The 20,684-nt window shown below is 58.7% G+C and carries 24 protein-coding genes; 6 read left to right on the top strand and 18 right to left on the bottom strand.

Annotated elements, in window-relative coordinates:
- Positions 1-291: 291 nt before the first annotated feature.
- From ACK6D9_RS07100 to ACK6D9_RS07015, 18 genes are all read right to left on the bottom strand, one after another.
- Positions 292-1,266 (bottom strand): flagellin, encoded by a 975-nt coding sequence (locus ACK6D9_RS07100; RefSeq protein WP_412051141.1) that lies wholly within the window; start codon positions 1,264-1,266, stop codon positions 292-294.
- A gap of 259 nt (positions 1,267-1,525) precedes the next feature.
- Positions 1,526-2,497, bottom strand: a complete 972-nt coding sequence (locus ACK6D9_RS07095) for a flagellin (protein WP_412051140.1) — start codon at positions 2,495-2,497, stop codon at positions 1,526-1,528.
- 262 nt (positions 2,498-2,759) lie between these two features.
- Positions 2,760-3,734 carry a flagellin gene (locus tag ACK6D9_RS07090; protein ID WP_412051139.1) on the bottom strand — a complete coding sequence of 325 codons (975 nt, stop codon included), beginning with the start codon at positions 3,732-3,734 and terminating at the stop codon, positions 2,760-2,762.
- Positions 3,735-4,159: 425 nt separating this feature from the next.
- Positions 4,160-5,131: a flagellin gene (locus ACK6D9_RS07085; protein ID WP_412051138.1), complete on the bottom strand. Its 972-nt coding sequence runs from the start codon at positions 5,129-5,131 to the stop codon at positions 4,160-4,162.
- Positions 5,132-5,353: 222 nt separating this feature from the next.
- Positions 5,354-6,091, bottom strand: a complete 738-nt coding sequence (gene fliP / locus ACK6D9_RS07080; protein WP_322990179.1) for a flagellar type III secretion system pore protein FliP — start codon at positions 6,089-6,091, stop codon at positions 5,354-5,356.
- Complete coding sequence (locus ACK6D9_RS07075; RefSeq protein WP_412051137.1) at positions 6,088-6,591, bottom strand: flagellar basal body-associated FliL family protein; 504 nt, start codon at positions 6,589-6,591, stop codon at positions 6,088-6,090. The genes fliP and ACK6D9_RS07075 overlap by 4 nt, the downstream gene beginning before the upstream one ends.
- Before the next feature lie 11 nt (positions 6,592-6,602).
- Positions 6,603-7,307 (bottom strand): flagellar basal body L-ring protein FlgH, encoded by a 705-nt coding sequence (gene flgH / locus ACK6D9_RS07070; RefSeq protein WP_322990181.1) that lies wholly within the window; start codon positions 7,305-7,307, stop codon positions 6,603-6,605.
- Positions 7,304-7,825: a MotE family protein gene (locus ACK6D9_RS07065; RefSeq protein WP_412051136.1), complete on the bottom strand. Its 522-nt coding sequence runs from the start codon at positions 7,823-7,825 to the stop codon at positions 7,304-7,306. Before ACK6D9_RS07065 ends, flgH begins: the two co-directional genes overlap by 4 nt.
- Before the next feature lie 2 nt (positions 7,826-7,827).
- Complete coding sequence (locus tag ACK6D9_RS07060) at positions 7,828-8,997, bottom strand: flagellar basal body P-ring protein FlgI (protein ID WP_412051135.1); 1,170 nt, start codon at positions 8,995-8,997, stop codon at positions 7,828-7,830.
- A complete protein-coding gene (gene flgA, locus ACK6D9_RS07055) occupies positions 8,994-9,476 on the bottom strand; it encodes a flagellar basal body P-ring formation chaperone FlgA (protein WP_412051134.1) in 483 nt (160 codons plus the stop codon). Before flgA ends, ACK6D9_RS07060 begins: the two co-directional genes overlap by 4 nt.
- Positions 9,477-9,494: 18 nt before the next feature.
- Entirely contained in the window at positions 9,495-10,283 is a 789-nt protein-coding gene (flgG, locus tag ACK6D9_RS07050; protein ID WP_412051133.1) for a flagellar basal-body rod protein FlgG, read from the bottom strand.
- Positions 10,284-10,294: 11 nt separating this feature from the next.
- On the bottom strand, positions 10,295-10,630 hold the full coding sequence (locus ACK6D9_RS07045) for a flagellar hook-basal body complex protein FliE (RefSeq protein ID WP_412051132.1): 336 nt from the start codon (positions 10,628-10,630) through the stop codon (positions 10,295-10,297).
- On the bottom strand, positions 10,627-11,043 hold the full coding sequence (gene flgC, locus ACK6D9_RS07040) for a flagellar basal body rod protein FlgC (RefSeq protein ID WP_322990186.1): 417 nt from the start codon (positions 11,041-11,043) through the stop codon (positions 10,627-10,629). The genes ACK6D9_RS07045 and flgC overlap by 4 nt, the downstream gene beginning before the upstream one ends.
- 5 nt (positions 11,044-11,048) lie before the next feature.
- Entirely contained in the window at positions 11,049-11,426 is a 378-nt protein-coding gene (gene flgB, locus ACK6D9_RS07035; RefSeq protein WP_322990187.1) for a flagellar basal body rod protein FlgB, read from the bottom strand.
- Positions 11,427-11,550: 124 nt separating this feature from the next.
- Positions 11,551-12,111, bottom strand: a complete 561-nt coding sequence (locus tag ACK6D9_RS07030) for a flagellar protein (RefSeq protein WP_412051131.1) — start codon at positions 12,109-12,111, stop codon at positions 11,551-11,553.
- On the bottom strand, positions 12,108-13,487 hold the full coding sequence (fliI, locus tag ACK6D9_RS07025) for a flagellar protein export ATPase FliI (RefSeq protein WP_412051130.1): 1,380 nt from the start codon (positions 13,485-13,487) through the stop codon (positions 12,108-12,110). The genes ACK6D9_RS07030 and fliI overlap by 4 nt, the downstream gene beginning before the upstream one ends.
- Before the next feature lie 55 nt (positions 13,488-13,542).
- Entirely contained in the window at positions 13,543-14,268 is a 726-nt protein-coding gene (gene flgF, locus ACK6D9_RS07020; protein WP_322987704.1) for a flagellar basal-body rod protein FlgF, read from the bottom strand.
- Complete coding sequence (locus ACK6D9_RS07015; RefSeq protein ID WP_322987705.1) at positions 14,268-15,050, bottom strand: DUF1217 domain-containing protein; 783 nt, start codon at positions 15,048-15,050, stop codon at positions 14,268-14,270. The genes flgF and ACK6D9_RS07015 overlap by 1 nt, the downstream gene beginning before the upstream one ends.
- 203 nt (positions 15,051-15,253) lie before the next feature.
- On the opposite strand from ACK6D9_RS07015, the gene motA reads away from it, so the two are divergent.
- The 6 genes from motA to ACK6D9_RS06985 are packed head-to-tail and all read left to right on the top strand — an operon-like array spanning position 15,254 to position 20,480.
- Positions 15,254-16,129, top strand: coding sequence for a flagellar motor stator protein MotA (motA, locus tag ACK6D9_RS07010; RefSeq protein ID WP_322987706.1), 876 nt, complete (start codon positions 15,254-15,256; stop codon positions 16,127-16,129).
- Between the two features lie 4 nt (positions 16,130-16,133).
- Positions 16,134-17,084: a FliM/FliN family flagellar motor switch protein gene (locus ACK6D9_RS07005; RefSeq protein ID WP_412051129.1), complete on the top strand. Its 951-nt coding sequence runs from the start codon at positions 16,134-16,136 to the stop codon at positions 17,082-17,084.
- 59 nt (positions 17,085-17,143) lie between these two features.
- Positions 17,144-17,878, top strand: a complete 735-nt coding sequence (locus ACK6D9_RS07000; RefSeq protein ID WP_322987708.1) for a FliM/FliN family flagellar motor switch protein — start codon at positions 17,144-17,146, stop codon at positions 17,876-17,878.
- The gene (locus tag ACK6D9_RS06995) at positions 17,878-18,924 is read left to right on the top strand and encodes a flagellar motor switch protein FliG (protein ID WP_412051128.1); all 1,047 of its coding nucleotides are present in this window, start codon (positions 17,878-17,880) and stop codon (positions 18,922-18,924) included. The genes ACK6D9_RS07000 and ACK6D9_RS06995 overlap by 1 nt, the downstream gene beginning before the upstream one ends.
- Positions 18,925-18,936: 12 nt before the next feature.
- A complete protein-coding gene (gene flhB, locus ACK6D9_RS06990; protein WP_322987710.1) occupies positions 18,937-20,028 on the top strand; it encodes a flagellar biosynthesis protein FlhB in 1,092 nt (363 codons plus the stop codon).
- Entirely contained in the window at positions 20,025-20,480 is a 456-nt protein-coding gene (locus ACK6D9_RS06985) for a hypothetical protein (protein ID WP_322987711.1), read from the top strand. The genes flhB and ACK6D9_RS06985 overlap by 4 nt, the downstream gene beginning before the upstream one ends.
- The last annotated feature ends 204 nt before the right edge of the window (positions 20,481-20,684 follow it).

Genomic DNA, 20,684 nt, shown 5'->3' with positions numbered 1-20,684 from the left:
ATGCCCCCTAAATGTTGCCCAGGGACATACCGGCCATGATTCCGGTGACGGTGAATGTGCTTCATGCAGACCGGAGCTGTCATTGCCCATGCGTTCCGGTTCACCGTTGGTAACTAAGGAGTAAATGTTTATGGTTAACGGAGGGTTAACTCAAGCCCCAACGACAACCGGAAATGAATAATTTTATAATTGGTCGCCATAAACGTGAAAAAGGCCGCTTCGTTTCCAAAGCGGCCTTCTGAATTCCGGCTCGATGCGACCGCCTTGGGGCGGTCCCAGCTGGGATCGCTCTTAACGGAAGAGCTGCAGGATGTTTTCCGAATTGGAGTTGGCGATCGTCAGCGACTGAATACCGAGCTGCTGCTGTGTCTGCAGAGCCTTCAGGCGGGTCGATTCCTCGTTCATGTCGGCGTCGACCAGACGACCAATGCCGCTGTCGATCGAGTCCATCAGGTTGGCGACAAAATCTTCCTGCATGGAAACGCGCTTGTTGACGGCACCGAGGTTGGAGGCAGCGTCCGTCATCTGACTCAGTATCGAATCGACCACACGGATCATGTCATCGACCTCAGCATCTCCGGTGGTGGCGGTCAATGCGATCGCATCACCTGCAGCTGAGGTTCCGTTGGCGGAACCGGTGTCAATGAGGAAGTAGTCGCGAGCGACGGTAGTGGTCTTATCAGGATCCAGCGCGTTGGCGTCGATATCCTTGGTCAGAATACCGAGGCTTTCGTTGTCAGCGCCGATCAGCGTGGTCGAAGTTGTGTTGACGGCCAGTGTGGTAATCGAGACCAGGCCTGCGGCATCACGGTTGAAACCACCGACGATTTCCTTGGTTCCCGATGCAGCGGTCGAGGTGTTGTTGAGCCAGTTTTCACCGGAGAACGAGGCCGATTCCGAGATCGAGACCAGCTGCAGTTTCAGCTCGGTCAGCTCCTTGTCGATCTTGGTCTTGTCAACGCCAGGCTCACGAGCTGCAACCAGCTTGGCCTTGATTTCCGAAACCACGTCGATGGCCGAGTTCATGCCGGTGTAGGCAACGTCAACCTTGGCAGCGCCGAGGCCGAGAGCGTCCTGGACGGTCGACAGCGCCTTGTTGTCCGAACGCATGGTGGTAGCGATCGACCAGTAAGCCGCGTTGTCGGCAGCGGATTCAACCCGGTAACCCGACGAAATGCGGTTCTGGGTGGTTTCCATGTCGGAGTTGATCGAACGGAGGGTCTGCAGCGCAGACATGGCTGCGGAGTTAGTCATGATGCTTGTCATGGAGGTGTCCCTTTTGACATGGTAACTTGGGACATGCCGGGCTTGGATTACCGGCAACGGTGGCACAGCATCATGCTGATCGTTTCCGGCTTCTCCCCGTTAACGACCCACCATTTCTTGACGCCAAAATGCCAAGCTATGGTTACGGAATACTTAATTCCCAGACGTTCTGATTAAAACTGTTTCAAAAATGCAAAACACCGGGGATTGCTCCCCGATGTTCCTTTTGGTCAAGCCCGAAATCGAGCCCGGATCGCTCTTAACGGAAGAGCTGCAGGATGTTTTCCGAGTTGGAGTTGGCGATCGACAATGACTGAATGCCAAGCTGCTGCTGTGTCTGCAGAGCCTTCAGGCGGGTCGATTCCTCGTTCATGTCTGCGTCCACCAGACGACCGATACCACTGTCGATCGAGTCCATCAGGTTGGCGACAAAATCTTCCTGCATGGAAACGCGCTTGTTGACGGCGCCAAGGTTGGAGGCAGCATCCGTCATCTGACTCAGCATCGAATCAACCGCCCGGATCATGTCATCGACCTGGGCATCTTCGGTGTTGGCGGTCAATGCGATCGCAGTACCTGAACCGGCTGTGGTCGCCGTGCCATCACTGTCGATCAGGTAGTAGTTGGCCGCTGTGCCGGTTGAATTCGGATTGAGAGCATCAGCGTTGATATCCTTGGTCAGGATACCGAGGCTTTCGTCGCCTGCGCCGATCAGCGTGGTCGAAGTGGTATTGACAGCCAGCGTGGTGATCGAGACCAGGCCTGCGGCATCACGGTTGAAACCACCGACGATTTCCTTGGTGCCCGATGCGGCGGTCGAGGTGTTGTTGAGCCAGTTCTCACCGGAGAACGAGGCCGATTCCGAAATCGAGACCAGCTGCAGTTTCAGCTCGGTCAGTTCCTTGTCGATCTTGGTCTTGTCAACACCAGGCTCGCGGGCTGCGACCAGCTTGGCCTTGATTTCGGAAACCACGTCGATGGCCGAATTCATGCCGGTGTAGGCAACGTCGATCTTGGCAGCGCCGAGGCCGAGAGCGTCCTGAACGGTCGACAGCGCCTTGTTGTCCGAACGCATGGTGGTAGCGATTGACCAGTAAGCCGCGTTGTCGGCAGCGGTTTCAACCCGATAACCCGACGAAATGCGGTTCTGGGTGGTTTCCATGTCGGAGTTGATCGAACGGAGGGTCTGCAGCGCAGACATGGCTGCGGAGTTAGTCATGATGCTTGTCATGGAGGTGTCCCTTTTGACATGATTACTTGGGACATGCCGGGCTTGGATTACCGGCAACGGTGGCAAGGCATCATGCCCGTCGTTTCCGGTTTTTACCGATCAACAACCCACCATTCTTGAGGTCCAAAATGACAAGGTATGGTTACGGAACGTTTAAGCAGTTCCGTTTTCTTTGAGCAAAATACTCCAGAACGCGAAACGCCAGGGATTGCTCCCCGGCGTTCGGTACTGATCAACTCTTGTGGCGAGTTTGAAGTGTTCCTTAACGGAACAGCGACAACACGTTCTGCGAGTTGGAGTTGGCGATCGACAATGCTTGGATACCAAGCTGCTGCTGTGTTTGCAGAGCCTTCAGGCGGGTCGATTCCTCGTTCATGTCGGCGTCGACCAGACGCCCCACACCCTTGTCGATGGAATCCATCAGGTTCGACACGAAGTCATCCTGCATCGAGATGCGCTTGTTGACGGCACCGAGGTTGGAGGCAGCGTCCGTCATCTGGGTCAGCATTGAATCGACCACACGGATCATGTCTTCAACCTCAGCATCTCCGGTGGTGGCGGTCAATGCGATCGCAGCACCTGCAGCTGCGGTTCCGTTGGCGGAACCGGTGTCAATGAGGTAGTAGTCGCGAGCGACGGTAGTGGTCTTATCAGGATCCAGCGCGTTGGCGTCAATATCCTTGGTGAGGATACCGAGGCTTTCGTTGTCAGCGCCGATCAGCGTGGTCGAAGTGGTGTCAACACCCAGCGTGGTCAGCGAGACCAGGCCTGCCGAGTCACGGTTGAAGCCGGCGACGATTTCCTTGGTGCCCGATGCAGCGGTCGAGGTGTTGTTGAGCCAGTTTTCACCGGAGAACGAGGCCGATTCCGAAATCGAGACCAGCTGCAGTTTCAGCTCGGTCAGCTCCTTGTCGATCTTGGTCTTGTCAACGCCAGGCTCACGAGCTGCAACCAGCTTGGCCTTGATTTCCGAAACCACGTCGATGGCCGAGTTCATGCCGGTGTAGGCAACGTCAACCTTGGCAGCGCCGAGGCCGAGAGCGTCCTGGACGGTCGACAGCGCCTTGTTGTCCGAACGCATGGTGGTAGCGATCGACCAGTAAGCTGCGTTGTCGGCAGCGGTTTCAACCCGGTAACCCGACGAAATGCGGTTCTGGGTGGTTTCCATGTCGGAGTTGATCGAACGGAGGGTCTGCAACGCAGACATGGCTGCGGAGTTAGTCATGATGCTTGTCATGGGATTGTCCCTTGTTATTACGCAAAACTGAAGAGGGACATACCGGATTCACTGATTTACCGGTCGCGACGATCCGGCATCATGCCTGTTGGGGGTTCCTCATTTTTACCAGGAACACCTACCCGCCGCGGTGACAAAAACATGCCACCTTCGGCTTTCGATTTGATTAATCAGAAGCCAAAATTGTACAACAATAACATATGGTTAATCAGATATTAACAGCCATGATGGGTGTTGCCCACATGAGCGCACGACAGCTCCAATCTGGTTTCGAGCAGCGGAAAGCGCCGGCTTCCCCAGCGCGGGCGGGGGGCTTCCAGACGTAGAATTTCACCAACAGCAAAATAATCCAGAACGCGAAACGCCGGGGATTACTCCCCGGCGTTCGGTACTGATCAACTCTTGTGGCGAGTTTGAAGTGTTCCTTAACGGAACAGCGACAACACGTTCTGCGAGTTGGAGTTGGCGATCGACAATGCCTGGATACCAAGCTGCTGCTGTGTTTGCAGAGCCTTCAGGCGGGTCGATTCCTCGTTCATGTCGGCGTCAACCAGACGTCCCACACCCTTGTCGATGGAATCCATCAGGTTCGACACGAAGTCATCTTGCATCGAGATGCGCTTGTTGACGGCACCGAGGTTGGAAGCAGCGTCCGTCATCTGGGTCAGCATTGAATCGACCACACGGATCATGTCTTCAACCGCTTCATCGGAGGTTAGCGTAGTCAAAGCAATCGCGGTACCTGAACCGGCTGTGGTGGCAGTGCCATCACTGTCGATCAGGTAGTAGTTGGCCGCCGTGCCGGTTCCGTCCGGATTGAGATCATCTGCGTCGATATCCTTGGTGAGGATACCGAGGCTTTCGTCACCTGCACCGATCAGCGTGGTCGAACTGGTGTCAACACCCAGCGTGGTCAGCGAGACCAGGCCTGCCGAGTCACGGTTGAAGCCGGCGACGATTTCCTTGGTGCCCGATGCTGTTGCTGCGGTGTTGTTGAGCCAGTTTTCACCGGAGAACGAGGCCGATTCCGAAATCGAGACCAGCTGCAGTTTCAGCTCGGTCAGTTCCTTGTCGATCTTGGTCTTGTCAACGCCAGGCTCGCGGGCTGCAACCAGCTTGGCCTTGATTTCAGAAACCACGTCGATGGCCGAGTTCATGCCGGTGTAGGCAACGTCAACCTTGGCAGCGCCAAGGCCGAGAGCGTCCTGGACGGTCGACAGTGCCTTGTTGTCCGAACGCATGGTGGTCGCGATCGACCAGTAAGCTGCGTTGTCGGCAGCAGTTTCAACCCGGTAACCTGACGAAATGCGGTTCTGGGTGGTTTCCATGTCGGAGTTGATCGAACGCAGGGTCTGCAACGCAGACATGGCTGCGGAGTTAGTCATGATGCTTGTCATGGGATTGTCCCTTGTTATTACGCAAAACTGAAGAGGGACATACCGGATTCACTGATTTACCGGTCGCGACGATCCGGCATCATGCCTGTTGGAGCTCCTCATTTTTATCAGGAACACCTACCCGCCGCGGTGACAAAAACATGCCACCTCCGGCTTTCGATTTGATTAATCAGAAGTCCAAATTACAGAACAATAATATAGGGTTAACCAGCAATTAATGGCTCAGGAGAAGGACCTGACCAGGCTGCCGACGAGAAGATTCCAGCCATCGATAAGGACAAAGAACAGGATCTTGAACGGCAATGAGATCGCCGTCGGCGGCAGCATCATCATGCCCATCGACATGGTGATGGTGGCGACCACCAGGTCGATCACCAGGAATGGCAGAACGACAAGAAAGCCGATCTCGAAGCCACGCCGTATTTCGGAAATCATGAATGCCGGGACCATCACCCGCATGTCGATCTTGCCGGCGGTTTGGGTCGTCTGGCCGCGCTCGGTGGCAATATCGACAAACAGCGCCAGATCCTTGGGGCGGGTATTGACGAGCATGAACTCGCGGAACGGGTCGGCAATCAACGCGATCGCCTCTTCCTCGCTGATCTGGTTTTCAAGCAGCGGGGAAACGCCGGTATCCCAGGCACGATCAAAGGTTGGCGCCATGACGTAGAATGTCATGAACAGCGAAAGACTGACCAGGATCATGTTGGCCGGAGTGGTGGCCAGGCCCATTCCGGAACGCAGGATCGCAAAGGCAATGATGAACCGCGGGAAGCTGGTCACCATGATCAGGATCCCAGGCGCCACCGAGAGCACGGTGAGCAGACCGAAGGTACGGATGATCCAACTCGCGACAGAGCCGTCCACAGGAACCTGCAGCAGGCTCGGGTCCAGCACCTGGGCATGCGCCGCCGTTGCAAACGCCATCATGGCCGCAAAGGCTGAGATCCATCGAATCATTCGATCACAAAAGTCCTGAACAGGAGGTCGTTGACGCGGCCTTCCGACCGCAACTTCACGCGTTCACGCAGGTCATCGCGCAGATACTGGAACCCCCGCGGCCCTTCAATCTGCTGAAGCGACACGGTGCGCAAATAGGACAGGATGTCCTGATGGATCTGATCGGCGAGCTCGGCATCCGGGCTACCGGAAAAGACAAGCGACACTTCGATTCGAATCCAGTTTTCGGAAGGGTATGACAGGTTTGTGGTGATCGGCTCCAGCTGAAACACGTTATCCCGGGGTTTGTTTTCCGCCGCCTGCCCGCTTTCGCCTGCGTCGCCCTCGTGGCCAGCCGCATCGGCGGAATCATCTTCGGTGGCGACCTGCGGCGCCAGAACGCCGCCCAGCAGCCAGCCGCCGGCGCCGGCAACAAGACTGAGCACGAGCACAATCGCGACGGTGACGATCATTCCCGTCTTCTTGCCCTGCGCCTCTTCCCCGTATTCACTGTCAGCCATGCGAGCGCCCGTCAGATCGGTGAGTAGATGTCAATGAACTGCTGACCGACCGGTGGTTGCTGAACTTCCGTCAGACGGCCGCGGCCACCATAGGAAACCCGCGCTTCGGCGATCTTGTCGTAGGCCACCGTGTTGTTGTGGTCGACGTCGAGCGGCCTGACGATGCCAGCGACATTGAGAATGCGCAGTTCGTGATTGACCCGTACTTCCTGGCTGCCGCTGATCACCAGATTGCCGTTGGGCAGAATACCGGTGACGACCGCAGCGATGCGCAGCTTGAGCTGCTCGGAGCGCGCGGTGTTGCCTTGCCCCTTGGTCGATGTTTTGGAGCCGTAACCAATGTCGCCATCGCCAACTGCGCTGAGGCTTGGTATATTGACGCTCGCGTTGATACCGCTCGCGTTTGTCCGGCTGCGGTCAGTGGCGTTGTCAAAATTGGCTTTGTCGTTGATTTCGAGATCAACGGTGAGAATATCGCCGATGCTGACGGCGCGTGCATCCTGAAACAGCTTGGCGCTGCGGTCGTCCCACAATGAAAAGCTGTTGGTGCGCTGCATCGGCTGCTTGGGATAGGCGGCCATTTGCGGGGTTTCGCCATAGGTCAGGCCCGAACCGACCGGGCTCATCGATGGCGCCTTGCCGATTTCCCTGAAGGTCTGAGATCCGCAACCGCTCAAGGACAGAGCAATGACGGTAAAGGCAATGGCCCTGATCATGATGGGTCCTCGGGAAGGTCGGGCGCCGCGGCGCTGGCGATGATGCCGGTGAGGCCTGCGGCCTTTTTCGAATCCATTTCGTTGAGGATCGCACTCGCCAGCCGGGGGTTCAGTTTCATGACAATCGCCGCGGCAACTTCGGGCTGGACAATTTCGAGCTGTTCGGCAGCCGCGTCGGGACGCATGTTCTTGTAGATGGCGACAAGCTGGGATTCAGCCACACGCATGAATTCTTCACGCTTCTGGAGCCACTCGCGATACTGGACCGACCGCTCGTCGAGCCGCTTGATGCGCTCGTCGACACCGGCCTGGAGCTCTTCGAGTTCCTGCTTCTGCAGGATGTAGCGCTGATCACGCGCTGCATCGGCGATATTGCCGCAAAACTGCCGGATTTCGTCCTGGATCGACGGCGACTGTGCCTGCTGGGCCAGCGCACCAGGGGTCAGCAACGCCAATGCGAGGACGGCAACCGGACCGATACCGACGCCGCACCGGCGACGGAGGATATGCGGGGCCATGCTCATTGCAGCACCAGTTCGGCATGCAGGGCGCCGGCGGACTTGATGCCCTGCAAGATGGCGATGATGCCATCGGGCTTGACGCCGATCGAATTGAGGCCAGCCACCAGGGTTCGCAGGTCCGGGCCATCGATGATGGCGACCTGGCCGCCGTCGACGCCTGCAGTAATGTCGGTCAGCGGTTCAACCGCAGTCACGCCGCGCGAAAACGGAGAAGGTTGGACCACTGTCGGGGTTTCGTTGATCTGCACCGTCAGGGTGCCATGGCTGACAGCGACCTTGGAGACGCGCACGTCATTACCGATGACAATGGTGCCGGTACGTTCGTTGATGACCACCCGCGCAGGCGTGTCGGTTTCCACGATCAGGCCCTCAAGCTCGGCCATCAGGCGCGCAAGATCGGCCTGCTTGGGCTTGCGCACTGCCACTGTGGTGGAATCGCGGGCTTCGGCAATGGCGCCACCATAACGGGTTTCGGCATAGGCGTTGATCACATCAGCCATGCCGACAGCGGTCGAAAAATCCGGGTTTCGCAACTGATAGACAAGACCGTCGACGCCCTTGAAGGTGGCTGGGATCTCGCGTTCGATGATGGCGCCGCCCGGAAGGCGCCCGGCCGTGGCCACGCCTTGCTGCAGGGTCGCTGCATCACCGACGGCGGAAAGTGCCGAGACGATAACCGAGCCTTGGGCAACTGCGTAGATCTGTCCGTCAGCGCCCGACATCGAGGTCATCACAAGCGTGCCGCCACGCAACGACGTTGCATCGCCGAGCGAGGAAACGGTAACATCGATCCGCGAACCGACCGACGCGAATGGCGGCAGGTTGGCGGTGACGATCACGGCTGCGACATTGTTGGCGCGCGATGCGCCGCCCTCGGTCGAGATGCCGAGATTTTGCAGCATGGCGCGCAGCGACTGCTCGGTGAAAGGAGAATTGCGCAAGCCATCGCCGGTGCCCGGCAGTCCCACTACCAGGCCGTAGCCGATGAGCTGGTTGTCGCGTGCGGCTTGCAGCGAGGCGATGTCCTTGATTCGCGAAGCTGCGCCGGCGCGCTGGACAAAGCCGAAATCGACGCCGGAGGCAGAATCCAGTGCCGGACCGGGGCCAGACCCGGTCAGCACCAGCATCGCGGCCCATACGCCGATAAATTTCGCGAGTTTGCGGATCATTTCGGCGCTACTCGCACACTTCCGTCAGCCATCACGGTGCCGGAGATCACAACGCCTGTTTCGATGTTGCGGGCCTGAATGAAATCACCAATGAAGGCATTTTGCAGAGGGGTGCCGACGGCGGTGATGATCATGCCGTTGCCGTCAAAGACCAGAGGCACGGTACTACCGCGCTGGACCGTCCAGGCGTCACGCAATGCCGCAGCCGGAATCGTGTGCCCCGGCAGCAATGTTCGGGTCGTGACCTTGCCCAGAATTTCACTGGTGATGGCGACATAACCGCCACGCAGATTGGGGTTGGTGACCTTGACTTCGCGTACCAGATCGGCGTTGAGTTCCTCGCCCGGATAGATGGTCCGGTGCGGCACTACGGCCGTCTGCTGGCCTGCCTGAACAGGCCCCATGACGCCTAGCACGCACGCGACTGCGAAGGCTCCGCGAAGGAACAGTGGCGACGGCAATGTTGGGCGAAACGTCATGTTCGGCCTGGTCCTTTGTTACCGGAGGTTCTTGGAAACCACAGACGCCATTTCATCGGCCGCCTGAATGATCTTGGAATTCATTTCATAGGCGCGCTGGGCCGAAATCAGGTCGGTGATTTCCTTGACCGGATCAACGTTGGAAGCTTCGAGATAACCTTGCTGAATGTGGGCGAAGCCCGGATCATCGGGCACGCCGACAATCGCCGGGCCGGAGGCCGGGGTTTCGCGGAAGAGATTATCGCCCATCGGCTCGAGGCCAGCCTCGTTGACGAAATTGGCGAGCGTAAGCTGACCGAGATCCTGCATTTCGGCCTCATTGCCGATCCGTGCGAAGACCTGACCGGTACGGGAGATGACGACTTCGCTGGCATCTTCGGGCATGGTGATGCCGGGGACCACGCGATAACCATCGATGGTGACGAGTTCGCCTTCGGCATTGGTGTTGAAGGCGCCTGCCCGCGTGTAATTGGTCTCGCCATCGGGACTTTCGATCTGGAACCAGCCGCGACCGACCAGTGCCAAGTCCAGCTTGTTGCTGGTGCCAATCAGACTGCCCTGGATATGCAGATTGCGCACGGCCGAAGTCTGCACGCCAAGCCCGATATGCGCGCCCTCCGGCACGATCGCCTGATTGGAGGCGTTGGGGACGCCCTGGTTGCGCTCGACCTGATACAAAAGGTCGGCGAATTCGGCGCGGGCGCGCTTGAAACCGGTTGTGTTGATGTTCGCCACGTTGTTGGCGATCACTTCAAGGTTGAGTTGCTGCGCGTTCATGCCTGTGGCGGCGATGGCCAATGCCTTCATGGCGGAATTCCTCAGATTTGCATACGGGCGACTTCGAGATAAGCCGTTACCAGCTTGTCACGAATGGCGATGGCGGTTTGCAGTGACTGTTCAGCCTTCATGATGGAATCGACGACATCACGTGTGGCAGCTTCACCACGTACCGCAGCGAATGATTGCCCTTCGGCAACCTTGAGGTTGGTGACCACATCTTTACCGAGTGACTGCATCACTTCAGCGAACGAATTGGAGTCTGAGAGGCCGGTCGTCGCCGGCATTTGCGGCATCGTCGCGGCGCTGGCGATTTCGGTCTCACCGCCGCCCGATAACCGTGACAGCGCACCGCTGGCTGCAATCATGTCAATCATTGGTTCCTCAGCAGTTCTAACGTCATCGAGACCAGTTCGCGGGTCTGCTTGATGGTTTGAAGGTTGGCTTCGTAAGACCGGTTGGCCTCCCGCATGTCGGCCAGTTCCACCAGCACGTTGACATTGGGTTGCTTGACCATGCCGTTATCGTCGGCAGCAGGGTTTCCCGGGTCAAATTCGATGGAGAATTCCGATGGGTCGACGTCGACCTTGGAGACCTTGGCCTTGGATGCGCCGAGCGTGCGGTCGAGTTCCCAGGAAAAACTGATGGTTTTGCGCCGGTAGGCGTCGGCACCAGGGGTGTCGCCGGTGGACTGCGCGTTGGCGAGGTTTTCAGACAATATGCGCATCCGGGTTTCCTGGACATTGAGACCAGAAGACGCGATGCGCGAAGCGAGTGAAAGCGGATCCATCTAATTCAGCGCCTTACCGTTAACAGCATCATTCGATTGAAGGCTTTGACCATCCCGGTGTTGAGTTCGTACACGCGCTTGATCTCGGCAGTTTTGCTCAGTTCCTCGGGCAGGTTGACCGAGTTGCCTGACGGCAGGACATCGATTTCATCGGCCTTGCTGCTGCGCACCGCGCCGCGCATCGGATCTTCCCGAAGATGTCCCGGATGGGTAGCGGCCATCCGCACGCCGGTTTCCTGCAACACCGCATCGAAAGCCGCTACTTCGCGTGACGCATAGCCAGGCGTATTGACGTTGGCGATGTTGCCCGCGACGACCGTCTGGCGCACCGTGAGCCAGTGCGCTTGCTTGGAGGTCAGTTCGAAAAGCTGGATCGGTTGCATGGCGTATCTCCGTCCTGTGCAGTTCGGAAACTATGCGGTCAATCTTGTGCGTGCCTTACGATTTTTCCGGCGATGCGGATGAGAGCTGCATCAGCCCCCATCACGGCGCGGCACAGGGTGCGCGTCAGCGCTGAATGACTTCACCATTGGAGGTGACAATCACCCATTTGCCATCACGCTGTTCAAGCGTGGCCAGACGGGAATTGTCGGGCAGGATCGAGCCTATGCGGACAATATACATCCCCGACCTGTCCTCGATCAGGGCACGACCATTGGCTACATGGAGCAAACGGTATTTCGCCCTGCCGGGAAAGGTCTGGTCCGGGTCGGGGTTACCAGCATCGGTCGCGCGCCGGGCGCTATCTTCGAGATTGGGGACTGTTGCGGTGGTAATCGGGTCGAACGGCGTCCGCTCCGGGGAACCATCCTTTTCATCCGGGATGGCAAGCGGCGACACGACGACAACGCTGCGACCCGCTGTCTCGGGCAGATCACGCGTATCGCTGTATCCCATCGGGGCGATGCCAAAGCTCTCCTGATTGAAGAAAACATACCAGGGAAAAAACGCCGCCGCGGTCGCGAGCACGAAACCAACGATCGACAGGACACGGTCGCCGCTACGGCCGCGGGCCGGCTTTCGTTGCGGGCTGTCGTCCTCGATCTCGATACCGTCGATCTCGCTCACGGTCTGGTCCTTTCATTGGCAGTCGCAGTTGTGGGGATTCCGGCCGCTGCCTTCATTGCCTCGGCGAGCTCGGCAAAGGCATCGGCGCTCGGCGGTTGTTCGGGTGTCTGCCTGAGGGTTTCGTAAATCACCGGGGCTTGCTTGATGGCCATGTCGAGTTCTGCATCAGAACCGGCCCGATAACCGCCGATAAGCCGCAAGTCGCGGGTTTCCTCATAACGGTGGATCAGCGCCTTGAGACGCATGACCAGTTTTTCCTCGTCGCCGCGCCAGGCCTTGCGGGCAAGTCGCGAGATCGACGTCAGCGGATTGACCGGCGGGTAGCGACCTTCGTCGGCAAGCGCCCGGTCGAGAACCAGATGACCATCAAGAATGCCGCGGGCGGAATCGGCCACGGGGTCATTGTGGTTATCGCCATCGACAAGGATGGAAACGATCGCGGTGATCGCCCCGGCCCCCTCGGGCCCCGGGCCAGCGCGCTCCAGCAACCCTGGCAAGGCGGTAAATACGGAGGCCGGATAGCCGCGCGCCACTGGCGGCTCACCAGCTGCCATTCCGATTTCGCGCAACGCATGCGCAAATCGGGTCAGGCTGTCGACGATCAGCAGTACGTTCTCACCGCGATCACGGAAATGCTCGGCAATGGCAACCGCAGTCAGCGGGGCCAACTTGCGCAGCATCGGACTTTCATCACTGGTGGCAACGACTGCGACGGTCTTGGCCATGTTGGGGCCGAGTGTGTCCTCGATGAATTCACGGACTTCACGCCCCCGTTCGCCGACCAGCGCCACCACAGCACGGTCGAAATCGGCAGCCTTGGCAAACATCGACAGCAGCGTCGACTTGCCGACGCCAGAGCCTGCGAAGATGCCAAGGCGCTGGCCCTGGCAAATTGGTGTGAACACGTCGACCACCCGGACGCCGGTGCGCAACGGCTTGGTAACGCGCTGGCGCAGCATCGAAGGCGGCGGCGGCCCGGTGACGGCACGCGAAACAGCCCCCTGGCGCAATGGCCCAAGACCATCGACCGGTTCGCCCAGCGCGCTGATGGTGCGTCCACACCAGCTGGCATCGGGTGACAACCGAAATGCGCCGCGGCGCCAGACGGTTTCGCCGATGCTGGCTTGCGATGCGCCATCAACGGGACAGGCGATCAGTTCCTCCGGACCGAGGCTGACCACCTCGGCCAGCTTGAGCCCTTCATCTTTGCGGAAGCCGACAAAATCGCCAATTCTGACATGACGCGACAATCCGGCGATGACACAACGCCCAGGTGCCACCGCAGTGACCGTGCCGGTGACATCATGCCCGCCTTCCGGCCTGACAAATTCCCGCACTCCTTCGGCGAGCCTGGCCAACCCTTCGCGGCCGCTCACAGGCGCGCCCCGGCAAATTGGGATTTCCTGCGATCAAACTGATCAAGCATGGTCATCAGCTACCGCTGCCAAGCGTCCGGATTGCTTCCTTGAAGATATCGTCGGTGCTGCGCATCATCGCCGAGGCGTTTTCAAAGGCCCGCGACACCATGATAAGCTGAGTCATCTCGGCAACCGGGTTGACATTGGAACCCTCGACATAGCCCTGAACCAGCCCGGCTGCGGACGTATCCAGCAACGGTTCGGGCGGAACCACTGGAACCACCCCGAGCGATCCCTTGCGGTAGTAGCCCTGGGAAAGATCCGCCTGGTATAGCCCGATCTCACCGAGCCTGACGCCATTCTGACTCAAGCCGCCATCGCGGCCAGCCTCGGGCGGACCGCCTGCAGGATCGAGCTGAAGCGGCGCGCCGCCGGGGTCGAGCACCGGATAGCCATCAATATTGACCAGTTCGCCAGCCTCGGTAATCGTGAAGCGACCATCCCGCGTGAGCATCTGACCGGTCGGGGTTTCAATCATGAACCAGGCATTGCCGCGAATCGCGAAATCAAGCTGACTGCCGGTGGCGTTCAAGCCGCCATTGTCGGTGGACAGGAAGTCCTGCCCCTGATTGACAAACGAAACATCGGAGGCACCGGTATCGGCCAGAACCTCGTTGAACTTGACTTCAGTGGCGCGAAAGCCGGTCGTGTTGGCATTGGCGACGTTGTCAGCAAGCGTGTTCATCCGGCGCTCAAGCGCTATCTGCGAGGACAGTGCGACATAAATCGAACTCTGCATTAACGGCCACCAAGTTTGAGATTGTTGAGCGACAGCATCAGTTCCGGGGAGATCCCGAAGCCGGCCGACGAGCCGAGCAAGACGCTTGAATCGACCGATCCGAAGGACGGGTTGTCAAGCTCCCACAACGCGGTGAAGCGTTCGAGGAACTTGCCAAGCTTTTCGGGATCCTTGAAATCCTCGATGTCAATGCGCGCATCAAGCATGTCAGCCTGCTTGTCGATATCTGCGGCGGCGAGCTCGGAAGGCAACCCGAGCGCCGTGAACACGACCTGCGAAATCGCCGTATCGGCGAGGATGCCATAGGCCGACGTCAGATCCGGCGCTGCGCGCTGGAAATAGAGCGCCAGACGCACACCGGTGTTATCGACGCCGACGTCCTCTTCGAGCGTAAGCCGGAGATACTTGTCGACCGTTCCCTGCTGCGCCTTGGTGAAGATCGTCGCTGTCTCGCCATGCTGCGCAAAATTGTAGGTTTCGGCGAATGCGGCATATTTGGAATCGGCAAGCTTATTTGCAAAAGCATCATCATTTTCGACGCCTTCGGTCAGCACCTTGCGCATGAAAGCCTTGGCGTAGGACATGTCCTCCAGCCCATGCGCCTTCATTGCATAGTTGTACAAACGCGTATCGGCCATGAATTCGTCGATCGATTTGACCTCGGAAATACGTGACAGGTAATATTCGGTCTCGCGAGCCACCACAGGTTGACTGGCGATGCGCTCGATGGAACCCGGAAGATCCTGTGAGATAAGGCGGTAGCTGGTGTAAGTGGTTGTCACCGGATTGCCCCTTGTTGACCCAGCGAGACAAGCAGCCGCCGCAAATCGACGCGCCTCTCCCGGTATATGTCCGGAATTAGGACAACATGCTTGTGCGAGGCTGGCGGGGGTAGGTAAGCGCTCATCACGTAAACAGATTCAGCTTCACACAAGGCTCACGCCGTAGGAACTGGGTCGCATGCAATAATCGCGGGTGAAATGTCATGAATATCGTAATCGGCTTGGTTATTACGCTGGGCTGCGTGCTCGGCGGGTTCATGGCAATGGGCGGCCACATCGAGGTTCTCAACCAGCCGTTCGAGCTGATGATCATCGGTGGTGCTGCCATCGGCGGTTTTGTGATGTCCAATCAGACCAAGACCATCAAGGACACGTTGAAGGCGATCGGCGAGGCGTTCAGGAACATCGTGCCCAAGGAACGCGAGTATCTCGACACGCTGAGCATTCTTTATTCGCTGATGCGCGACTTGCGCACCAAGAGCCGTAACGAGATTGAAAGCCACATCGACAATCCCGACGAGTCGGAACTGTTTCAATCGGCGCCGACGGTGCTGAGAAACAAGGAGCTGACATCGTTCATCTGCGATTATGTGCGCCTGATCATCATCGGCAACGCCCGTCCGCACGAGATCGAAGCGCTGATGGACGAGGAAATCCACACCATCGCGCAAGACCGGCTCAAGCCCTACAACGCGATGAGCGTGATGTCGGACGCCTGCCCGGCGCTGGGCATCATCGCCGCCGTTCTGGGTGTGATCAAAGCAATGGCCGCGATCAACGAATCGCCGGCGGTGCTGGGCGGGCTGATCGGCGCTGCTCTGGTCGGAACCATGCTCGGGATTTTCTTGTCCTACTGCGTCTTCGGGCCGATCGCGCTAAACATCAAGATTGTCCGGACCAAGCAGAACCGGCTCTACACCATCGTCAAACAGACATTGCTCGCCTACATGAACGGCTCGGTGCCGCAGGTGGCGCTGGAGCACGGCCGCAAGACCATCTCTTCCTATGAGCGCCCGTCGATTGACGCGGTTGAACAGGAAATGATGAACCCGGGCGGCGGCGAATCAAAGGCTGCATGATCCAATGAACGCCAGCGCAACAAATTCCTCACCGGGCCGCCAGAATTTCGATCCAGACCTGCTGGACCGGATGATCGGTGCCAAGGGCGATGGCGAAAACATCGAACAGAAAAGCCAGGCTCTGCTGGCGCTGTTGTGCCCGGTGCTGGCTGAATCGCTGAACAAGGCGATCGGAATTGCGGTCGACGTGCGGCCCGGCGATATCAATCTGGGACGGCGGCGCGAACTGCTGGCACAACTGAGCCGGGACACAGCCTATTGCGAAGCCAACATTTCCGACTGGTCGCCGGACATCAGGCTCCTGTGCGGCACCAAGCTGGTCATCGGGCTGGTAGAGTGCCTGCTTGGCGGTTCTGACCCGGACCAGCTCGACATTGTCGCCCGCCCGCTTTCGGGAATTGAGCTTGATATGTCGCTGGTGGTTTTCGAGCAGCTCAACGATGCCCTGCGCGGCGTGGTGTGCCCTAACCCCGAGTCCAAGGCGAGTGCGGGCAAGCCGAGCGCGGACATTCCCGACGAGGAAGACGACCCGACCCCGGATTTCCATGCCGCGGCTCTGACACTCAACATCGAATTCGGTGCGATCAGCGCGCCCCTGACTTTGATTTTGCCGCAAGCGCTGCTGCTCAAGTCGAAACTGACCGCCGTCAAGTCCAACAGCAAACCTGGGGCGGAGCCGGGCAATTGGGCGGAGCGCCTGGGCGAACGGGTTTCACGCTCGCAGATCAGTCTGCAGGCCGCCGTGGCGCTGGCGCCGCTGCCGCTTGGCGACATCAGCAGATTGCAGCCGGGTGACCTGATCGGCTTTGCGGACAATGGCGACATTTCCGTCACCTTGAGCGCCAATGGCAAGCCGCTTTACACCTGCGCGCTGGGTCGATCCGGCAGTCGCTACATGGTCAAGGTGGAAGGCCCGGCTGGACCGGACGAGAACTGGAAGTCGGACTTTTCATAAACACGCAGGACGGAGCGTCGAGACAGGCTCCGGGCAAGCTTGGGACGGGATAAGAACGAATGGCTGGGAAAAACGCAATTGATGACGACAAGGATCCAATGGCGCTCGACGACGGCGCGATTGACGGCGCTGTCGGTGATCTTCGCGGTGTTTTGAAGAAAGACGCCGGAGACGAACCGGCAGGCAACAATGAAAGCGTGGATAGTATGGGTGGGGCAGCAGCCTTTGGTTCTGAGTTTGGCGCGGATTTCGCGGATGACGAGCCCTCTAGCGCCGTCGCAGATCCCTTCGATCTCGGGGCAACGCCGGATGTCGATGCCGGGGAAAACCTTGATGCTGCAGGATTTGGCGGCGACTTCGACGCCGCGCCGGATCTCGGCGCTGGTGGACTTGATGCTGGCGGCCTGGGCACTGGTGGGCCGGGCGCTGGCGGAATGGCGGGCGGGTTCGGCAGCGATGCCGGGCTGGGCCAGGATTTCGGCGCGGCTGCAGCGCCCGCTGCAGGCCCGAAACTCGGTGCGAGCGGGACCCAGAGCCGGGTTGACCTGGTGCTCGGCATTCCAATTGATGTGCAGATCATTCTCGGCTCGAGCCGGATGGCTGTCTCCTCGCTGATGGACCTTTCCGAAGGCGCGACCATCGCACTTGACCGGAAGATCGGCGAGCCGGTTGAGATTGTGGTCAATGGCAAGCTGATTGGCCGTGGCGAAATCACGGTGCTGGAATCCGACGAGACACGGTTTGCTGTACGGATCATCGAAGTTGTTGGCGCAACCCAGAAAAAGAGCGACTGATGGCAGAATATGATGAGTTCAATCCAGCCGGAGCAGGTGGAGCCACGCAACTGACTGCGTCGGAGAAAGCCGCTGCCGTGCTTCTGGCGATGGGCAAGCCGGTAGCCGGCAAGCTGCTGAAATTCTTCGAATATGACGAGCTTCAGGAAATCATCAAGAAAGCCCAGAACCTGCGCACCATCAAGCCGCAGGAATTGATTGAACTGGTCAACGAATTCGAAGATCTGTTCAGCGAAGGCGCAGGCCTGATGGACAACGCCAAGGCAATGGAAGGCATCCTCGAGGAAGGGCTCACGCCCGATGAAGTCGATGGCCTTCTTGGTCGCCGGACACAATTCGAAATCAACGAATCATCGATCTGGGATCGGCTGCAAGGGGCAAACCCAGATCGCGTCGGCCGATACCTGCAAAGCGAACATCCGCAGACCGCCGCCTACATCGTATCGATGCTGCCCGCCGGATTTGCTGGCAAGACCCTAATGAAATTGCCGGAACAGGCGCGGGTCGACATCGTTCGCCGCGCTGTCGATTTGAAAAACGTCAACCCGCGCGCCGCCAAGATCATTGAAGCACGGGTGCGGGATCTTGTTGACGAGATGGAGGCCGAGAAGGGCAATGCCGGCTCGGTCAAGGTCGCCGAAATCATGAACGAGTTGTCCAAGCCCGACGTCGAATCGCTGCTCGGCGCTCTGGAGACAGTCTCCAAGTCCGCGGTGGCAAAAGTTCGGCCACGGGTATTCCTATTCGACGATGTTGCACTGATGCCGCATCGCAGCCGGATCACGCTGTTCGACGACATCTCCGGCGACATCATCACCACCGCACTGCGCGGTGCCGATAATGAGCTCCGCGAAGCGGTGTTGTCGTCAATCGGTGCACGACAGAGGCGGATGATCGAGTCCGATCTCGCCGCCGGCGATGCCGGCGTCAATACCCGAGATATTGCTGTTGCGCGGCGAACGATCTCCCAGGAAGCAATCCGGCTCGCAGGCCTCGACCAGCTGACACTGCGTGAAGAAGAACCCGCAACAGCGCAAGCGGCTTGAGTCTGAGTCGCGATGGCTGAAGGCGAAGACAAAGACAGCAAAACCGAAGACCCAACAGAGAAAAAACTGCGCGACGCGGTGGACAAGGGCAATGTTCCCTTCAGCCGCGAAGTGCCGATTTTCGCCTCCACCCTGGGCATGCTCGTGTACCTGGTGTTTTTTCTACCTGCCGGGGCCAGCCGGTTTTCGACAACGCTGCGCGACGTGTTCGAGCAATCCGACGGCTGGCGCATTGAGAATGGCAGCGACGCGGTGGCACTTTTCCGATTGCTGTTTATCGAGGCGGGCTCGGTGATGTTGCCAGCCTTCGCGCTGTTGATGGGTTTTGGCCTGGGAGCTTCGGTGTTGCAAAACATGCCGAGCCCGGTTCTCGACCGGATTCAACCAAAGCTGGAACGAATCTCGATTAGCAAGGGATTCAAACGAATCTACAGCACCAAGGGCATGGTGGAATTCGCCAAATCGATGTTCAAGATCGTCGTGGTGTCGACTATCGTGGCTTCGGTCATGAAGTCGGAGTATTTCCGCGCACTTGACCTTATGTTCATGGACCCGACGTTGGTGGCACCGGATATCGCCCGGCTGGCGGGCAAGGTCGTGGTGGTGGTGCTGATCTGCACGGCAACGCTGGCGGTGCTGGACCTGCTGTGGACCCGCTACAGCTGGCATGCTGATCTCAAAATGAGCAAGCAGGACCTCAAGGACGAGAGAAAGCAGTCGGACGGAGATCCGATTATCAAGGCGCGGCAGCGGTCGCTGGCACGTGACCGGGCGCGACGGCGGATGATTGCCGAGGTCCCCCGGGCCACACTGGTCATTGCCAACCCGACCCATTTTGCGGTTGCGCTACGCTATTCCCGCGAAGCAGGCGGCGCCCCGGTGGTGATCGCCAAGGGTCAGGACCTGATTGCACTGAAAATTCGTGAAGTGGCCGAAGCCAACGGGGTTCCGGTCTTTGAAGATCCGCCACTTGCGCGCTCCATGTTTGCGCAAGTCTCGGTCGATAGTTTCATCCCACCGGTGTTCTACAAGGCTGTGGCCGAACTCGTACACCGGATTTACGCCGAGAAATCCAGGCCCCAAACCGTAGGCGCTCGACCATGAAAAAGAATCCGTATTCATCGGAACGTGAAAGAATCGTCGCTGATGCCATTTGCACCGTCGCAAGCGAACTGCGATTGATTGATGTAGCCGACCTGGTTTCAATGCTTCGCTTTGAACGCCATGGCGACCTCTCAGACCTGGTGGCATCTGCGGCGGAAATGTTCTTTCTGCCAGGCACCGTCGTGCTCGGGATCGGCGGTGACTACTATCTGGACTGGAGCGGGCAGCCACGCGTAGTGCTGGACCTCGAGATTCGCCCAAAAGGCGTCGCCATCTTTGCGCGGCTTACGCTCGAGCACGATTGCGGCGGCGTCGAAATCAATCATATCGCTTTTGACGATCCGGCCGATACTCCAGACGACAACACCCAATTCCTGGAGCACAGCCTGCGCGCGGCGGCGTTTAGACCGTTCATGCCCGCAATGCCGGTCGCCCGGTCGGCTGCGGCCTAAGAACCGGCGCGAACCCGTCCCCCGACATGACGTCGGGGTATTTGCGCACGTGCGCAAACAGATCCAGCAGGAGTATTGCATGGACTTACAGCGTCCTTTGCGCATCCTATTGTATGCGCGACGCTGAAATCGCTGATTGAATGGTGACGGACAATTTCCGGGTTTGCACTTTGCCCGAGATCGCCTGACAAAGCGACACGCCGT

This window comes from Hoeflea sp. Naph1 (assembly GCF_046837775.1).
Classification (GTDB): domain Bacteria; phylum Pseudomonadota; class Alphaproteobacteria; order Rhizobiales; family Rhizobiaceae; genus Hoeflea.
The sequence above is the reverse complement of the archived record's forward strand: the minus strand, read 5'-3'. Positions and strand labels throughout refer to the sequence as shown.

Coding starts and splice junctions, on each gene's coding strand:
- ACK6D9_RS07075 (WP_412051137.1), bottom strand. CDS start 6,591: ATGGCTGACAGTGAATACGGGGAAGAGGCGCAGGGCAAGAAGACGGGA.
- ACK6D9_RS07085 (WP_412051138.1), bottom strand. CDS start 5,131: ATGACAAGCATCATGACTAACTCCGCAGCCATGTCTGCGTTGCAGACC.
- flhB (WP_322987710.1), top strand. CDS start 18,937: ATGGCTGAAGGCGAAGACAAAGACAGCAAAACCGAAGACCCAACAGAG.
- flgH (WP_322990181.1), bottom strand. CDS start 7,307: ATGATCAGGGCCATTGCCTTTACCGTCATTGCTCTGTCCTTGAGCGGT.
- flgG (WP_412051133.1), bottom strand. CDS start 10,283: ATGAAGGCATTGGCCATCGCCGCCACAGGCATGAACGCGCAGCAACTC.
- ACK6D9_RS07045 (WP_412051132.1), bottom strand. CDS start 10,630: ATGATTGACATGATTGCAGCCAGCGGTGCGCTGTCACGGTTATCGGGC.
- ACK6D9_RS07100 (WP_412051141.1), bottom strand. CDS start 1,266: ATGACAAGCATCATGACTAACTCCGCAGCCATGTCTGCGCTGCAGACC.
- ACK6D9_RS07060 (WP_412051135.1), bottom strand. CDS start 8,997: ATGATCCGCAAACTCGCGAAATTTATCGGCGTATGGGCCGCGATGCTG.
- ACK6D9_RS07000 (WP_322987708.1), top strand. CDS start 17,144: ATGGCTGGGAAAAACGCAATTGATGACGACAAGGATCCAATGGCGCTC.
- ACK6D9_RS06995 (WP_412051128.1), top strand. CDS start 17,878: ATGGCAGAATATGATGAGTTCAATCCAGCCGGAGCAGGTGGAGCCACG.
- motA (WP_322987706.1), top strand. CDS start 15,254: ATGAATATCGTAATCGGCTTGGTTATTACGCTGGGCTGCGTGCTCGGC.
- ACK6D9_RS07090 (WP_412051139.1), bottom strand. CDS start 3,734: ATGACAAGCATCATGACTAACTCCGCAGCCATGTCTGCGTTGCAGACC.
- ACK6D9_RS07065 (WP_412051136.1), bottom strand. CDS start 7,825: ATGGCCCCGCATATCCTCCGTCGCCGGTGCGGCGTCGGTATCGGTCCG.
- ACK6D9_RS07095 (WP_412051140.1), bottom strand. CDS start 2,497: ATGACAAGCATCATGACTAACTCCGCAGCCATGTCTGCGCTGCAGACC.
- ACK6D9_RS07005 (WP_412051129.1), top strand. CDS start 16,134: ATGAACGCCAGCGCAACAAATTCCTCACCGGGCCGCCAGAATTTCGAT.
- ACK6D9_RS06985 (WP_322987711.1), top strand. CDS start 20,025: ATGAAAAAGAATCCGTATTCATCGGAACGTGAAAGAATCGTCGCTGAT.
- flgA (WP_412051134.1), bottom strand. CDS start 9,476: ATGACGTTTCGCCCAACATTGCCGTCGCCACTGTTCCTTCGCGGAGCC.
- flgF (WP_322987704.1), bottom strand. CDS start 14,268: ATGCAGAGTTCGATTTATGTCGCACTGTCCTCGCAGATAGCGCTTGAG.
- flgB (WP_322990187.1), bottom strand. CDS start 11,426: ATGCAACCGATCCAGCTTTTCGAACTGACCTCCAAGCAAGCGCACTGG.
- fliP (WP_322990179.1), bottom strand. CDS start 6,091: ATGATTCGATGGATCTCAGCCTTTGCGGCCATGATGGCGTTTGCAACG.
- flgC (WP_322990186.1), bottom strand. CDS start 11,043: ATGGATCCGCTTTCACTCGCTTCGCGCATCGCGTCTTCTGGTCTCAAT.